13 protein-coding genes are annotated in these 15,416 nt (G+C 54.1%); 6 read left to right on the top strand and 7 right to left on the bottom strand.

Annotated features, from left to right (window positions below; translation table 11 throughout):
- Positions 1-212 precede the first annotated feature (212 nt).
- A complete protein-coding gene (locus AC6T8Q_RS08390; RefSeq protein ID WP_500678645.1) occupies positions 213-1,595 on the bottom strand; it encodes a hypothetical protein in 1,383 nt (460 codons plus the stop codon).
- A gap of 371 nt (positions 1,596-1,966) precedes the next feature.
- On the opposite strand from AC6T8Q_RS08390, the gene AC6T8Q_RS08385 reads away from it, so the two are divergent.
- The gene (locus AC6T8Q_RS08385; protein ID WP_500678644.1) at positions 1,967-3,025 is read left to right on the top strand and encodes an HD domain-containing protein; all 1,059 of its coding nucleotides are present in this window, start codon (positions 1,967-1,969) and stop codon (positions 3,023-3,025) included.
- Positions 3,026-3,965: 940 nt separating this feature from the next.
- Here AC6T8Q_RS08385 and AC6T8Q_RS08380 read toward each other — a convergent pair.
- The 5 genes from AC6T8Q_RS08380 to flhA form a co-directional block, all read right to left on the bottom strand.
- Positions 3,966-4,775, bottom strand: a complete 810-nt coding sequence (locus tag AC6T8Q_RS08380) for a FliA/WhiG family RNA polymerase sigma factor (protein ID WP_500678643.1) — start codon at positions 4,773-4,775, stop codon at positions 3,966-3,968.
- Positions 4,776-4,873: 98 nt separating this feature from the next.
- On the bottom strand, positions 4,874-5,122 hold the full coding sequence (locus tag AC6T8Q_RS08375) for a hypothetical protein (RefSeq protein ID WP_496921715.1): 249 nt from the start codon (positions 5,120-5,122) through the stop codon (positions 4,874-4,876).
- Positions 5,123-5,260: 138 nt separating this feature from the next.
- Positions 5,261-6,127, bottom strand: coding sequence for a MinD/ParA family ATP-binding protein (locus tag AC6T8Q_RS08370; RefSeq protein WP_500678642.1), 867 nt, complete (start codon positions 6,125-6,127; stop codon positions 5,261-5,263).
- A 39-nt stretch (positions 6,128-6,166) separates the two neighbouring features.
- Positions 6,167-7,315 (bottom strand): flagellar biosynthesis GTPase FlhF, encoded by a 1,149-nt coding sequence (gene flhF / locus AC6T8Q_RS08365; RefSeq protein WP_500678641.1) that lies wholly within the window; start codon positions 7,313-7,315, stop codon positions 6,167-6,169.
- An 11-nt stretch (positions 7,316-7,326) separates the two neighbouring features.
- Entirely contained in the window at positions 7,327-9,408 is a 2,082-nt protein-coding gene (gene flhA / locus AC6T8Q_RS08360; RefSeq protein WP_500678640.1) for a flagellar biosynthesis protein FlhA, read from the bottom strand.
- Positions 9,409-9,669: 261 nt separating this feature from the next.
- Between flhA and AC6T8Q_RS08355 the strand changes: the two genes are divergently transcribed.
- From AC6T8Q_RS08355 to AC6T8Q_RS08345, 3 genes are all read left to right on the top strand, one after another.
- Positions 9,670-10,116: a thioredoxin domain-containing protein gene (locus tag AC6T8Q_RS08355; protein ID WP_500678639.1), complete on the top strand. Its 447-nt coding sequence runs from the start codon at positions 9,670-9,672 to the stop codon at positions 10,114-10,116.
- Between the two features lie 115 nt (positions 10,117-10,231).
- Positions 10,232-11,173 (top strand): malate dehydrogenase, encoded by a 942-nt coding sequence (gene mdh / locus AC6T8Q_RS08350; protein WP_500678638.1) that lies wholly within the window; start codon positions 10,232-10,234, stop codon positions 11,171-11,173.
- 383 nt (positions 11,174-11,556) lie between these two features.
- The gene (locus AC6T8Q_RS08345) at positions 11,557-12,306 is read left to right on the top strand and encodes an alpha/beta hydrolase (protein WP_500678637.1); all 750 of its coding nucleotides are present in this window, start codon (positions 11,557-11,559) and stop codon (positions 12,304-12,306) included.
- 284 nt (positions 12,307-12,590) lie between these two features.
- Here AC6T8Q_RS08345 and AC6T8Q_RS08340 read toward each other — a convergent pair whose 3' ends face one another.
- Positions 12,591-12,983: a hypothetical protein gene (locus tag AC6T8Q_RS08340; protein ID WP_500678636.1), complete on the bottom strand. Its 393-nt coding sequence runs from the start codon at positions 12,981-12,983 to the stop codon at positions 12,591-12,593.
- A gap of 714 nt (positions 12,984-13,697) precedes the next feature.
- Here AC6T8Q_RS08340 and AC6T8Q_RS08335 point away from each other — a divergent pair.
- Positions 13,698-14,885 carry a tetratricopeptide repeat protein gene (locus AC6T8Q_RS08335; RefSeq protein ID WP_500678635.1) on the top strand — a complete coding sequence of 396 codons (1,188 nt, stop codon included), beginning with the start codon at positions 13,698-13,700 and terminating at the stop codon, positions 14,883-14,885.
- Entirely contained in the window at positions 14,879-15,370 is a 492-nt protein-coding gene (locus AC6T8Q_RS08330; RefSeq protein ID WP_500678634.1) for a hypothetical protein, read from the top strand. The genes AC6T8Q_RS08335 and AC6T8Q_RS08330 overlap by 7 nt, the downstream gene beginning before the upstream one ends.
- Positions 15,371-15,416 lie beyond the last annotated feature (46 nt).

Below are 15,416 nucleotides of genomic sequence, written 5' to 3'. Positions count from 1 at the left end.
AGCGGTTACTCATCGTAGCCTAGGGTCAGGTCGTCTCGGCGACCGCCACCCTAGGACACTTACGTTCTAACCCGCGGCCGAGCTAACTGCATGGTGTACTGACACAGCAACGCCGAGGCCGCAATCAACACGTGCTGCGATGGAATTTCGCCCCCTCCACCACCAACCCCTAGTCCGTTGGCCGGCATCATCCCATGCCGGGTGATGCTCAGTCAGTTGGCACCCTTAAACTCTTCAACTGGCCAAGAATGTTTTGAATAATTACTGAACTTTCCGGTGTAGCCGATGATCAAAAAAATAATCTGATACAAGAGAGTTAATGCCTTATCGCATTTATCAAATTCGACCTGAGTAATATTTTCAACAAATGAATTCCCGTGAGCGGCTGGATGTCTTAACTTTTTCCAGTTACGGATTAAATCGTCTTGCAGGGCACCATGGCTTTGAAGCGCCTGCAAGCGGTCAACTGCGCGGGGCTGATTTAGGGTGTTTAATAATCCGGAAATCCGCATTTTGAGTTTCTGAGTCGTAGTTGGTTGTTCCTCTCGCATAACATCAGGCACATCGAACTCAGGCCATTTCATGACATACTCGACAAGTCGTCCAACCACAGCAAAGACATTTGTATTATCATCTTCATGGCTTGGTAAAAACTTGACTACGCCTTCTACTGCCACAGATAGAATGAGGCAATATAGTTCAAACGAAGTGGCGCTTGCTTCAGAAACATCGGATAAAAATGCGGAAATGGCATGCAAGTTTTTCCCTAACGTATTCTGAGAGACATATCGGAAATAGCACTCGAAAAGTTTCCAATAGTCCAAGTCAAAGAAGGTGTTCAAAGGAGGCTGCATCCGTCTATTGCTATCAAGAGGATTTCTCAACCTAAGCCTTATGTAATCGCCCTCCTCGTCCGATGAGTACAGTGACTCCCACCAAGTCGATCTAGCCGTTACAAATTGAAACGCTTCACAGACTCTGGTCGCTATTTCAGACTGCAGATTCTTACCATCAATGTGAAATCGGACAAACGACGAGTGCTTAACTATTGTTATTCTACAACCATCAATCTCTAGCGAAGCTGTATCTCGCTTCGAAGACTCAGTTTGTTGGCCTAGTGAAGGATTATGGGTAACGGTATTGGTTGAATCAAAAAGTGGGATATTGAATTCTCCTGGAATATCCATGCGAATACCCATAGAGCAAGATATTCCATTGCAGCTTCGTGCTTCAAGTTGCCAAAGCTCCCCTCTGATGATGATCCCGGTATGATCTGATCCATACGAAACATCTTCATATGGAGAAACGTGTGAGCTGCTCCAACTTCTATCCTGCATATCTATTGCAGAAAAACTCCACAATTGTTCTGCAGGAACTATTTGACCGGCCACGGTATCAGATGCCACGACAGGCATCCGATTTTTTGAAAAGAACTTAAATTTAAAACGCCCTTCTTCTATGTAGATACTTCCAGGACCTGCAATTTTGCAAACTTGACCTGCCACGTTTAATTGCAATCGTATTTCGGGACAATCGATCTCAAAAGTTCGTTTGCGTACTGCCTCAGATAATTCTTTGAAACTTATGTCGATCATCTCAAAATCCAAATTTTATTTTTGATACGCAATCATTTTTGCGAAAATCAGTGCTGGATAAAAGCCTTCTAATTGTTAGTAGAATCACCCAAGATATTGACCTGAGATTGACACCCCGCCACGGTTGGCTTGAAAAACAAGTAGGCGAGAGGAAACGGGGCAGGAAGTAGAGGTGGCAGACGGAATACTACGAAAAACCCTCTCCCACCGTCGACACAACACTAATTCACCGTATACTATTCCCATACCCAGAACTCGCCACGAGTTCCACCAATCTTTCTTGATGCCCACGCGTCGACTCAATGGGCTAACGACGCTTCAAATTGGAGAATACCAAGTTGCGACGGCGGATCGCCTGGGAGGCGGCCCGCATGATCTACCAGCGCCAGGAATCCGAATACTATCGAGCCAAAATGAAAGCGGCTCGCCAGCTTTGTCGAGGATGGGCCAAGCCCGAAGACTTGCCCAGCAACGCCGAGATCCGCGACCAGATTCAACTCTTCGCCAGGCTCTACGAAGGGGACCAGCGGACCGCCGACCTGAAGAACATGCGACTCGCCGCGCTCGCCATGATGCGGCTGCTCTCTCGGTTTCGGCCTCGCTTAATCGGCAGTGTCCTCACCGGCCACGTCCGCAAAGGTTCCGATATTGATCTGCATGTCTTCTCGGATAGTCTCGAAGCCGTGACCCACGTCCTCGACGAAGAGGGACTCGTCTACGACGTCGAGCGAAAGCAGGTTCGCAAACATGGCGAACAGCGTGTTTATCAGCACGTCCACATTCTCGGCGAGCATAATTTTGAGCTCACGATTTACGCCAGCAATTTGGTTCATTACGTGTTCAAAAGCTCGATCACTGGCAAAGTGATCGAACGGGTGAGCATCGCCGAGTTGGAACAATTCCTGGAAGAGGAGTACCCCGAGCTGAATGTCGAGTCGGCCCTGGCGGAAGCGGGGGAGCAAGTCGACCGTTTCCAGTTCTATGAGGCCCTGTTGTTGCCGCTGGAAAACGTCAAGCAAAGCCCCAAGTATCACCCCGAGGGGGACGCCCTTTACCATAGCCTGCAGGTGTTTGACCTAGCCTGTCGTGAACTTCCCTACGATGAAGAGTTTCTAACGGCCGCATTACTGCACGATGTCGGCAAAGGGATCGATCGTGAAGACCATGTCGCCGTCGCGTTGGAAGCCCTTGAAGGGTATATCACCGAACGAGTGGCCTGGCTGATCGAACATCACATGCTGGCTCACCAAATTGCTGATGGAACGATCGGCTGGCGAAAGCTCCGAGCGCTGAAAGAATCAGAGAGCTTTGAAGAGTTGGAATTGCTAGGCGTTTGCGACCGAGCCGGCAGGCGCGTCGGCGTCGAAGTGCCGAGTCTCGATGAGGCGATTTCGTACCTTCGAGAGTTGAGTGTTACGTGTAGTGAGTGATTGGGAGAAGGCAGTGATCTTCTCTTTCCTACGAGTTCTGCCGATGTGGGGTTGGCTTAAAATCTTTACTCGTGTGCAATCCATGTCATCGCCTTCGCGAGAATGTGCAAGGAGACAGAAGCCAGATTCTTCAGTCGCCTAGGCTCCATCAGAATGACGAATAAAAGTCGCCGGAACTCGCGTCACTCGTTCTGGCCTACTCTCCACACCCTCCTGTACCAAATTCTCTCCACTTTTTTGTAGAAATTGTGCCACGCATTGTGCTAGGGTGAACCGTTTGGCCCCAAAGCCGACGTTCTTTGACAACCTGGCACTCCCTCACGCAAAACACTGCGGCTCGATTCACAGTCGGACGGAGAGTTTTCGCGCGGAATTTTGGAACGTGGAATCGAAACGTTTCGACCTAAATTCGGGCCATTTTGGAACGTGCGAATGTCGCAAAAGCTTGAATTTTCAGCACTTGTGAGTTCGACAAGTGACAAAACCCAGGAGTTTCGTCACCAAAGTTGGGACCCCGGCCCAAACGCGAAAACTCAGCTTGGATTTTGAAACTCCCCGGAAAAGTTCGACAAGTTGGAAGAGTTGGAAGTCTTGAATTGAGAATACCAAGGAGTTGCGAATTATGTAGGCCGGAACAAGCGGTGCGCAGTTCCGGCAACGTATCGTCGCATTCGCGTGAACAGGCAAGGAGATTGAAGCCAGATTCTTTCCGCCTCCGGCGGACCTAGGCTCCATCAGAATGACATTTAAAACTCGCCGGAACTCGCGTGGCTCGGTCCGGCCTACCCCGCTCCCATAGTGAGTTTCTTTCCCACGGCGCAACAAAAAACCGCGAGGCAACTGGCGTTACCTCGCGGCTTAAGCTTCTCTGTTCTGGCCCCAGTGTGGTTCGACTCTCCGAGTCGAAGGATTACGACACGGAGTGTCGTACCACTCTGATTCAGGTGCCGAATTCCGGACGGCGACGGCCCAGTTGACTTTGCAGCCGTTGGACGATCGCGCTGTGCATCTGGCTGACGCGGCTTTCGCTCAGGTCGAGCGTCGAGCCGATTTCTTTCATCGTCATCTCTTCGTAATAGTAGAGAATGATGATCAGCCGTTCGTTGCGATTGAGACCTTTGGTCACGAGCTTCATCAGGTCCGACTTCTGAATCCGTCGCGTGGGATCTTCGCCCTTTTTGTCCTCGAGAATGTCGATCTCGCGGACGTCTTTGTAGCTGTCGGTCTCGTACCACTTCTTGTTCAGGCTGATGAGGCCGACGGCATTGGCGTCGCTCATCATCTTTTCGAGCTCTTGCACCGAGATTTCCATCTTCTCGGCCAGCTCGATCTCGGTGGGCGAACGGCCCAAGAACGCTTCGAGTTGCTTGACGGCTTCGTTGAGCTTGCTCGCCTTCGAGCGGACCAAGCGTGGCACCCAGTCCATGCTCCGCAGTTCGTCGAGCATCGCACCACGAATACGTGGCACGCAGTAAGTCTCGAACTTCACGCCGCGGCCCATGTCGAACGCTTTGATCGCGTCCATCAGGCCAAAGACGCCGGCCGAGATGAGGTCATCGAGCTCCACGCCGTCGGGAAGCCGCGACCAGATGCGTTCGCCGTTATATTTCACCAGCGGCAGATAGCGTTCGACAAGGCGGTTGCGCAAGTCGCGACTGCTGGGGTTTTTCTTGAATTGCTGCCACACCTCAGCCATCTCATCTTGTGGCTTGGTGATGGCTTCTTCTATCTCGACGGTCGATGATACCATGCAATCCTCCGTGATGCTTCCTAAGGTCGCCGACTCAGCGGCAACCTGTATACGAGAATCCCTTCTCGATGTGTATAAGCTTGCTCAATCCGCGGCGTTTAGTTTGACTTGGGAGTTTGGTCGACGCCCGTCATGGCATCGATTTCGGCTTGCATCCGCTTGCGGACCGATTCGTCGATCGTTGCCTCGGCAATCGCTCCGACCATCAGACCCACGGCTGCTAATAAACCCATCATGGCCAACGCTTGAAGAATCGTCCCGTCGAACCCTGCACCGTTCTTGAGAGCGCGGAATAGCACGCAAAGCATTCCGACCAAGGCTAAGATGCCTGCATAAGTGCGAGCCACGTGACAAGTCCCCAACGGCCTCAAACTTTCTGCAACCCCGCCATTTTAACGCTTGATTGCAGGCCATCAGACTTTCAAAAGTTATCGACATCATCAGGTTTATAGTTGAGTTTTGTTGGAAAAATGGAAAAGAATTTTTCAAAGTCGCGAGTGCTCCAAGCCTTCGCGCGTCATGAGCACTGCGGCTTGAGATTCCAGAGCGTGACGCTCCGACTCACGCGGCAAGCGATGAGAGTAAACACAAACTTGCGACAGCACGTCGGCCGCTAGCAGCCGCACCGATTGGCGATGACCGCTGGCGCTTGTACACGCGACTTGGGCTGAGGCTCCGACGAGCTTCATCCCGAGGAACTGCCGACAGGTGGAGCTGAACCCTTCACCGACGCGCGTGCCGAGGGCGGGATCATCGCATTGATTCACGACTAGGCGCAATTTGCCATCGACGTCGCCCCAGGGAGCGAGTTTCACGGCGGTGTAGGCGTCGCGGACGGCGCCCGTGTCGGTCGTCGTCACGAGCAAGATTTGTAGCGCGGCCGTCCACATCCGTTCGACCCACGGCGACATACCAAAGCTGGCGTCGAGCACGATGAGGTCGGCATGGCTATGGAGCGAACGCAACTCAATAACCAAACGCCGGAGCGCGCGAATGTTGATTTCAGGGGATTCGTCGGCAGCATGCGTGCCGGCCAGCAAGTGCAAGTCGGGAGTGATCGTTTCCAAAACTTCGCTTGCCGAACGTGCGCCGCTCAGAACTTCCGCGATGCCCGCATCGGCTTCCGTTTCCAGCATACCCGCCAGTTTCGGATGCAGCAGATTGCCGTCGACCAGCACGACTCGCTTACCGAGTTGTGTGAGCTCCTCGGCCAAGCGAATTGCGACCGTGCTCGTGCCCACGCCAGCCTGCGCACCGCTGACGACGACCATCGGCACGCCCGGCTCGAGGGCCGTGTGTTCCTTGATCGTTTCGCGGACCAGTTGTCGCAGTTTGTCGGCTTGGTCGAACATAAGAAAGGAGGTGAGAGTTTGGAGGTCGGAGGTCAGAGATTAGTTGAGTCCGAGAATTTGTTGTGCGAGGGGACGTCGCTGGGCCACTTGAATGTCATCCGGCACATTCTGACCGTCGGTGATATAGCTGATCGGCAGGCCGCAACCGCGAACAACCGAGAGCAAATTGCCAAGGCCCATCGCTTCGTCGAGTTTGGTGACAATCATCGCCGTGGTGCCGACAGTCGCGAATTGTTTGGCGGTCGTCGTGAGACTCTTCGCGCCACCCGTGGCACTGAGCACCAGATGGACTTCAGCGGGGTTCGCCTCGGCCAGGATCGCCTTGAGTTCTTGAATTCGGACTTCATCGCGTGGGCTGCGACCGGCGGTATCCATCAACACAAGGTCGAGCGACTTCATACGGGCAATGGCTTCGCGCATTTCTCGCGGAGTGCTCACAACTTCCATGGGGAGGTCGATGATCTCGGCATAAGTCCGCAGTTGTTCGACGGCGGCGATGCGATAGGTGTCGACCGTGATCAAACCGACCGTTTTGTTTTCACGCAAACGATAGTTTGCTGCGAGCTTGGCGATGGTGGTCGTCTTCCCCACGCCGGTAGGTCCCACCAACGCAACCACGCGGCCTTGACCCGCCGAAGTTTTAAGCGGTCCAGCCACTTGAATTTCACTTTCCACAAGCCGAGCCAATTCCGCACGCAGCGCGAATTTGTCAGTCAGATCGACCGTGGTTTCCGAACGCAGGTGCTCGATGAACTCTTGGGCGACGCGTTCCTCGAGTTCCGCCTCGATCAAGTCGGTGTAGACTTCAAACAATGCCTCGGGCAGATGCTGCACGGCAGAATCACTCGCGCGACAATTCAAGTCACCAGCCATGAATTGCAATTCGTCGAGTTCGGCGCCCAATTGTTGGCGAAAGTCATCGCGATAACGCGAGCGATAATCGGTTTCAATCGTGGCCAGTTCGACGATCGCGGGCGTGGGCTCATAGCTCACAGCCGGAGCCAATCGCGAAGGAATGTCGGCCTCGCATGAAGCGGCAACTTCATATTCCTTGCCGAAGAACAGCCGTCCCAGCACGCTGGCGTGCAACTCACGCGTGTGCAACACGGTGGCCTCGGGACCCAATTCCCTGCGAACCATGTCGATCGCCTGTTGCATCGATTTAGCACGAAAAGTTTGAATATTCATAGTCAATTCTATCAGTTATCTGAGGCAAGCCCCACGGTCATGATCTGTGTGTCACGAGTGATTTCGTTAAAGCTGAGCACCACGAGTTGGCTCAAGTGGTTCTCGGTGATTTGTTTGAGGGCAGCGCGGATCTGCGGACTGACCAGCACGATCGGCGTGTGGTGCGAGTTGGTAAGCTTGGGCAGTTCCTTGGCAATCGACTGGCAGGTCGCTTCAATCGCTTGTGGCGACATGCGAATGAACATGCCACGCTCGGTGTGTTCAAAGCCCGCGCGAATGCGGTCTTCCATCGCCGGATCGAGGGCGATCACATGCAGTTGACCCTCCTCATTGCGATAGCGCGTACAAATCTGCCGCGCCAGCCGATGCCGGACATATTCGGTGAGCAAAACTTGGTCTTTCGTGCGGTGCGCATAATCGCCGAGCGTTTCCAAGATCGTCGCGAGCTGCCGAATCGGCACTTGTTCGCGAAGCAACAATTGCAATACACCCTGTACTTCTGCCAGCGACATCGTGCTGGGGATCAGTTCATCAACAACCGCGGGTTGAGTTTGCTTGAGCTCGTTGACCAAGTGTTTGGCCGAGTCGCGTGTGAGGATTTCGTCGGCATGCCGACGACAAACCTCCGTGAGATGCGTTGCCAAGACAGCCCCGGGTTCCACAACCGTGTAACCCATCAACTCGGCCTGATCTTGCAATCCCGGCAGAATCCAGCGAGCTTCCGTCCCGAACGCGGGATCCTTGGTCACAATGCCGTCGATCTTGCCGGTCGTCATACCGGAATCGATGGCCAGCAGGTAAGTTGGTTCGAGCCGATCCTGCGCGACGGGCATGTCGGCGATTTTGATCCGATACTCATTCGGATCGAGCCGCATGTTGTCGCGAATTCGCACCTTCGGCATGATGATGCCGATCTCCGCCGCGACGCTTTGCCGCACGCGTTGGATGCGTTCGAGCAAGTCGCCACCACGTTTCGGATCGGCAAGGCGTATCAGCCCCACGCCGACCTCCACTTCCATGGGATCGACCGTCAAGAAATCTTCGATACGTTCTTCGGCTTTCGGTTTCTTGTCTTCCGCGTCGGCGGCATCTTGCGTTTGTTTTCGGACCTCGGACTGAGTAAGCATGCGGGCCATGCCCAAGCACGCGGCACACATCACGATCAGCGGTGTTCGCGGCAGATCGGTTGTGATCAAAACAGCCAAGAATCCCGCGGCCACGGCCAAAGCTTGGGGCCGCGAGAAAAGTTGAGTCATGAATTCATGCGGTAGGTTGCTGCTCTTGCTCGAACGAGTGACAAGCAAACCCGCGGCGAGCGAAATCAAGAACGCAGGCACTTGGCTCACCAAGCCATCGCCAATCGAAAGCCGGGTAAACATCGCTGCAGCATCGGCCACCGGCATGTCGTATTCAACCACACCGATGATCAAACCACCCAGCACGTTGATCACGGTAATGATGATGCCTGCAATCGCATCGCCACGCACGAACTTGCTGGCACCGTCCATGGCCCCGAAGAAGTCGGCTTGCTGCGTGATTTCGCCACGTCGCCGCTGAGCTTCGCGTTCGTCGATGATGCCAGCATTCAAATCGGCATCGATCGCCATTTGCTTACCGGGCATACCGTCCAAGGCAAACCGTGCGGCCACTTCGCTGATGCGGGTGGCACCTTTAGTGATCACCACGAACTGGATCACAATGATAATGATAAAGATGATCGAGCCGACGACGAGATTGCCTTCGCCGGCGACGAAATTCGCAAACGCCGTGATTACTCCTCCCGCGGCATTTTCGCCATCCACCGCGGCACGGGTCAAAATCAAGCGAGTCGTCGCGACATTAAGCACCAACCGCGCGAGTGTTGTGGCCAACAGCACCGAAGGAAAGATGCTGAATTCAAGCGGCGTCTTGACATAGATCGTGGTGAGCAGAACGATCACCGCAATGGTGATATTCCCCGCCAACAGCACGTCCAATAGCGCGGGCGGCAACGGCACCAAAATCACCAGCACGCTGGTGACTATAGCAACCGGCAGAACGAGATCCTGGCTACGACGGACAATGCCCGCAACGCCAGACAGCTCAGAAGCCATCCGTGGACTCCGCGATCGAATAGGTTTTGAAAAGAATTGGTAGAAGAGAGGGCGGGATGTTAAGAACTGCGGGTTGCGTTGTCCAGACCGCAATTTCCGCGTGAATACTTCCACTGAAGTCACGCTAGCATCGTGGGCGATAACAACCAAGAGCCCGCTTGCACCTCCCTCTCGCCATCTTGGGCACTGCTTATGACCTGGAAATCCCTGCGCAGAATCCGCGTTCGCACCTTATTAATAGTGCTAATGGCCGGAGTGTGCATGGGGTGTGGCGACGCGAGCCGCAAGTCGCAACCAGAATTCCTAACGGCAGTTGATTCCAAATTCATCGAACAGCATGGGCAGCTCTATTTCGTAAACGATGTCCGCACGGGCTGCCAAATCGCCGCCGACCGTGGGATTCCCTGCTTGTTCTTCTTCACGGCTGAATGGTGCACGTTTTGCCACCGCATGGCCGAAACTGCATTTTCCGATGCTCGCGTGGGTACGCTAGGACAGAATTTTGTCTGTGTCTTGGTTGACGCCGACCAAGAACGCGACGTGTGCGCCTATTTTGCCGTCAGTGGCTTTCCCACGGTGGAATTCGTGTCTCCTCAGGGTCAATCGCTGCAAAAACTTGTCGGACAGCAATCTGCCGAAAATCTGGCAGCCGGTATGCAGGCTGCGCTCAGCCGCTTGGCATGGCTCAGCGGTTCGCAATTAAGATAGCGACAATTGTCGTAATCCACGGCCCGCCCGGGGCCACTTGCCACATCGGCCCTTTGGCGCGATACTCACGGTTTTGACGCGAGTTTCTTAGTCAGAATAGTAAGGGAGCAGTTTGATGCGGCGTGCCAAGATCACCATCATCGGAGCGGGAAATGTCGGTGCCACCACGGCCCATTGGTGCGCGGCAGCAGAGTTGGGTGACATTGTTCTGTTGGACATTCCCCAAACCGAGCAAATGCCTAAGGGCAAAGCGCTCGATTTGATGCAAGCATCCCCCGTGATGGGGTTTGATTCCAATATCATTGGCACCACGAACTATGAAGATACCGCGGGCAGCGACGTTGTCGTCATCACTGCTGGCATACCCCGCAAGCCCGGCATGAGCCGCGACGATTTGCTTGCCACGAATGCCAAAATCATGGAAAGCGTGTGCCTCGAAGTTCGCCGTTCGAGCGAAAACGCCGTCGTGATCGTTGTCAGCAATCCGCTCGATGCCATGGTGCAAAAGGCAATGCAAGTGACGGGCTTCCCACCCAAGCGCGTGGTGGGTCAAGCCGGCGTACTAGATACAGCCCGCTATCGCACGTTCCTTGCCATGGAACTTGGGGTGAGCGTTGAGGACATCTCCGCCCTATTGATGGGAGGTCATGGCGACACAATGGTGCCGATTCCAAGCTGCACCTCCGTCGGTGGTATTCCGGTGCAACAGTTGATCGATCCCCAACGGCTGGAAGAAATCGTCACGCGCACTCGCAACGGCGGCGCCGAGATCGTCAGCTATCTCAAAACAGGAAGTGCTTATTACGCCCCCGCTGCCTCCACAACGCAAATGGTCGAAGCGGTTGTTCGCGACAAGAAGCGTTTGATTCCTTGCGCCGCTTACTGCGACAAAGAATATGGCGTAGGTGGTTACTATGTCGGTGTGCCCGTGATTCTTGGTTCCGATGGTGTCGAGAAAATTATAGAACTCAAACTGACCGCTGAAGAAAAAGTGGCCTTCCAAAAGAGCGTCGACGCTGTGAAAGAACTTGTGGGTGTGATGGATAAAATGGCGTAACAAGTTTGTGTTGCGCCTAGCAAATTGTCCACAATTCCCCATCGGTTTGGGGTAATCGCAACAGTTGGCTCGTTTGCGCGAAATGAGGCCCGCGCCCGAGTAAACGTGCAGGGAATCGGAAGTGCTAGCACTCGCCGCCTGTGCCTTTTCCCGCCATGACGTTGACACACGATGAAACCTGGATTAAAAACCCATCGTTACGTCATCGACGACTGATATTCGTGCAAGTGCTTGCACGATGGATATAGCGTGCCAGACAAGCTAGCCAGTCTCGCCCCTCGCGAGCAGCAAATTTAATCCGGCACGGGTGTTGGTCATGGAAGTGATAGCGGTGATGTAACGTTCGTCTTCGGTCCTCCACAACACCCACCTGCAGCTTCACTATGTTACGCACGTCGTCGCTTTCGCAGACCTCATCCGCATCCACAATCGTTGCCAACTGGTCTCAGAAACGTCGTGCCTCACTCGCTCCCGCGCGCCCCAGCGAATCGCTGCCGCATTCGCTGTTCACACCAATTCACTACGAGCCCGGTTATTCGTATCCACTGATTATCTGGCTCCACGGCAGCGAGAGCAGCGAGTTGGAACTCCAACAAATGATGCCGCTCGTGAGTGTCCGCAATTTCGTGGGCATCTCTCCGCGTGGTACACGGCGCACAAGCAAGACTCGCCGCGTATTCACTTGGCGGCAAACGGCCGGTGAAGTCGCCGACGCTTGCCAACAAGTGCGCCAGTGCCTGGATATTGCTCGCTCGCAATTCAATGTTCATCCCGATCGAATTTTCGTCGCCGGACGTGGCGATGGTGGCACCATGGCCCTCCGCGTGGGCATGGAACACCCCGAACTATTCGCCGGTGCGATTTCGATAGGCGGTCGCGTTCCTCGCGGGGGCAATGCCTTCCGGCATATCAAAGCAGCCCGCCAATTGCCACTCATGCTATCAGTCTCGCCGACAGAGACGGAATTCACCAACAACCAGGTGATGGACGACCTGCGTCTGTTGCACTCCGCGGGTTTCTCACTTTCGCTCCGTCTCTATCCCGAAGGGGATGTCCTCACCGACACGATGTTTGCCGATATGAACGTCTGGTTGATGGAATTCTTCTGCCCCACCGCCGTTGCTGCCAGCTAACGGTTTGCCTGTTGCATCTTCTTGCCGAGCCAGCACTTCTTGGGCTAGCTATCACCGCAATTGTCGGTTGACACGTGCGCACCGATTTCGGTACAAGCACCCCGCGTTTCTCCGCGCCGAGGAATCGTTCTGCCCGTGCGCAAGAAACTCCTTGGTGACAAACCGAAAATCAGATGTCCAATCAACCAGCCACACAACCCGTCGGCCAACAAGCTGCTCCTGGAAAGTTCGCACGGCTTTTCAGTGCAAAGAAGTTGCGCAATGTGCTGATGGGCATATTGGCGTTAGCCGCCTTGGTGGGCACGTTCGGCATGTGGAGCTACGTTGGCCACGTTGCCGTGCTCGACGTCAAAGAAGTCACGCTGGAAATGGCTTTCCAAGCCCTCGACGAGCAAAAGTACGAAGAAGCTCGCTTGCTTGTAAATCGTTTGAATAAACAACCCGGTGAAGCCGACGTAGGTGCGTCGCTGTTTATTTTGGGTGCCGTTAAGGCCTATCAAGCCGACGGGGAATGGTCGCAGGAACGGCAACGCGCGACACAACTCGTCGCCGCGCGCTATTTGCAAAAGGCTCGCGAGATGGGAGTTCCCTCTGAACGCGAAAAAGAATTGCTGTTTCTGTTGGGTCGCAGCTTGATCTATGGCAATCAATCTCGTCAGGGAATTGCGATTTTGCATGATGGACTCGTCGGCAACGAACAACCCCCTGCCGAAGTCCATCGGTTACTCACCGAAGCGTACTTGAGCTTACCTAACCCTGATTTAGAAAAAGCGCTGCGGCATAATGAAATCTTACTGTCCACCAATTCGCTCACTCCCGAATTACGTATTGAGGCGACCCTGGCTCGCATCACGATCTTCATGCGACTTAGTCGCTTGGCCGAAGCTCAGGACCTTTTGAATTCTCTTCCTGATGACGAAGCATTGCGAGCACGCAAGCAACTTATGGCCGGACAAATCACGCTCGCTACGGCCAAGGCCATTCAGGAACCTGGCGACCAGCAAGTTACATTGATTGAAAATGCCTTAGAAAAACTCCGTGAAGCGGAACGCCTCGACAAGAAAAAGGGAGAAATCTCGCGGCAGGCTATGGTCATGATCGGCGAATGCTACGAATTGCGTAACGATCCTTTCTCAGCCATCGAACAATACGAAGCCGTGGGCAACCGCTACGGCGACACTCCCGAAAGCATTGTCGCTACGTTTACCAAAGCCAAACTCGCCCAACAGGCAGGCCACAACGACAAAGCCTTGGCTGGCTATCGCGCGGTCTTGGAATCGATCGGCGATCCCACCACCTATATCAATCCCCTCTTGAGCCTTGCTCAGTTGCGTTCCAAATTCCTTGAAGCTCATGCCCTATTTCTGCATCGCCACCAATTTGAACAGGCGATGGGACTTGTTGAACATCTGCCCGCACTGTTTGGTCCCACTACCGTGACCGAACTCAAAGCCCGGACTCACGTCACGTGGGGCGATTCGTGCATGGCCAAAGCAGACGACACGGAACGCTATCGCTCGATGGAAGCCTTTAGGACCGAAGCTCGGTACCACTATCGAGCTGCAGGACGTGCGTATCAAACATTGGCCGATTTGCGATATTCATCTCGCTTTTACACCGACGATCTTTGGGCCGCCGCTGAAAATTACTTTCGCGGTCAAAGCTACACGCACACCGCCTTGGTGCTCGATGATTATCTGCATAATGAAGCTCTCACACGGCGAGCTTTGGCACTATTGCGGTATGGTCAATCGAAACTTGCCCTTGGCAAAACCAAAGAGGCCATCGCAGCACTGGAAGAATGCATTGAAATGCATCCTCGAGATTCCAACGTTTATGCGGCTCGAGTTGAATGCGTCAAAGCCTACCTACTGGCCGGTCAGAACGAAAAAGCCAAGGAATTGCTGATCACGAATCTCACGGGCGATACACTCACCCCCGCAAGCCACGAGTGGCGCGATTCGCTCTTCTTGCTCGGCGATCAACTCCATGAGGAAGGCAAGTACACCGAGGCGATCAACAGGCTTGAAGAAGCCGTCGCTCGTTATCCCGATGCTCCCCAAGCCATGATCGCTCGCTACACAATCGCGCGTGCTTTTCACAGCGCCGCCGAAGAGCCTGCCCAAAAAGCCAAAGAAGCTAAAACCGAAAACGAACGGCAAAAGAATCGTCGGCTACGTGATCAAAATCTCGAAGCCGCTTTGCAAACTTATAGCGACGTCCAGCGCAGCATCACCCTCGATGGGCGCAACGTCGAGTCCGCCCTGACGAAAACATTGCTCCGTAATTGCTACATGATGCAGGGGACCGTCCTGTTTCAGCTTCGGCGTTACGAAGATGCTCGCAAGGCCTATGCGAATGTTTCGACCCTGTATCAGCACGAGCCGTTCGTCCTCGAAAGTTTTGTCCATATCGCCAACTGTTGGCATCGCTTGAACCAAGACTTGAACGCTCGGCAAACGATTGCCCAGGCGAAGCTCGTCTTAGAACGATTACCAGCGGACGCAAACTTCCAAGAATCCACGAATTTTAGCCGACAACAGTGGGCCCTTTTGCTTCAAGAAATGGCGAAATGGTAGATCACTCCACCAAAAAACTTGCTGAGCTCATCTCGCAACGGCATGCTTGCCTCGTGCAGTTGCATAAGCTCGGCCTGAAGCAAACCGAACTCGTCGGCACCGGCGAAATGGGTCCGCTGCTGAGATTATTGGCAGTGAAGAACCAATTGATTGCCGTGCTACAAACCACTGAACAACAACTCACGCCGTTTCATGCTCAAGATCCCGACAGCCGCGTGTGGGCCAGTACCACCGACCGCGAACACTCCGCTCGCCAAGCCGCCGAGTGCCAAACCTTGCTCGACGAAATTATGCGGCTGGAACGCGAAAACGAACAAAAGATGATCGAACGCCGCGACCGCGTGGCCAGCCAATTGCAGACCGTGCAATCGGCGAATACCGCTCGCCGGGCCTACCAAGCCCATCAACGACAATCCCCCAAACCTATGATGCTCACTTCCGTGGACGCGCAAACGACTTCACTCGATTTGCAATCCGAAGTCTAACCCAAGATTCGACACGAATATGAATGCCCGCTACGAAAATCAGCCG

The organism is Bythopirellula sp. (assembly GCF_041737835.1).
Lineage (GTDB): Bacteria > Planctomycetota > Planctomycetia > Pirellulales > Lacipirellulaceae > Bythopirellula.
Note: the sequence above shows the minus strand (reverse complement) of the source record. Positions and strands in the feature narration are given on the sequence as shown.

What these genes read in the sequence shown, in the direction of transcription:
- AC6T8Q_RS08390 (WP_500678645.1), bottom strand. Translation starts at nt 1,595, where the DNA reads ATGATCGACATAAGTTTCAAAGAATTATCTGAGGCAGTACGCAAACGA.
- AC6T8Q_RS08385 (WP_500678644.1), top strand. Translation starts at nt 1,967, where the DNA reads ATGATCTACCAGCGCCAGGAATCCGAATACTATCGAGCCAAAATGAAA.
- AC6T8Q_RS08380 (WP_500678643.1), bottom strand. Translation starts at nt 4,775, where the DNA reads ATGGTATCATCGACCGTCGAGATAGAAGAAGCCATCACCAAGCCACAA.
- AC6T8Q_RS08370 (WP_500678642.1), bottom strand. Translation starts at nt 6,127, where the DNA reads ATGTTCGACCAAGCCGACAAACTGCGACAACTGGTCCGCGAAACGATC.
- flhF (WP_500678641.1), bottom strand. Translation starts at nt 7,315, where the DNA reads ATGAATATTCAAACTTTTCGTGCTAAATCGATGCAACAGGCGATCGAC.
- flhA (WP_500678640.1), bottom strand. Translation starts at nt 9,408, where the DNA reads ATGGCTTCTGAGCTGTCTGGCGTTGCGGGCATTGTCCGTCGTAGCCAG.
- AC6T8Q_RS08355 (WP_500678639.1), top strand. Translation starts at nt 9,670, where the DNA reads ATGGGGTGTGGCGACGCGAGCCGCAAGTCGCAACCAGAATTCCTAACG.
- mdh (WP_500678638.1), top strand. Translation starts at nt 10,232, where the DNA reads ATGCGGCGTGCCAAGATCACCATCATCGGAGCGGGAAATGTCGGTGCC.
- AC6T8Q_RS08345 (WP_500678637.1), top strand. Translation starts at nt 11,557, where the DNA reads ATGTTACGCACGTCGTCGCTTTCGCAGACCTCATCCGCATCCACAATC.
- AC6T8Q_RS08340 (WP_500678636.1), bottom strand. Translation starts at nt 12,983, where the DNA reads ATGCAAAATCGCAATTCCCTGACGAGATTGATTGCCATAGATCAAGCT.
- AC6T8Q_RS08335 (WP_500678635.1), top strand. Translation starts at nt 13,698, where the DNA reads ATGGGACTTGTTGAACATCTGCCCGCACTGTTTGGTCCCACTACCGTG.
- AC6T8Q_RS08330 (WP_500678634.1), top strand. Translation starts at nt 14,879, where the DNA reads ATGGTAGATCACTCCACCAAAAAACTTGCTGAGCTCATCTCGCAACGG.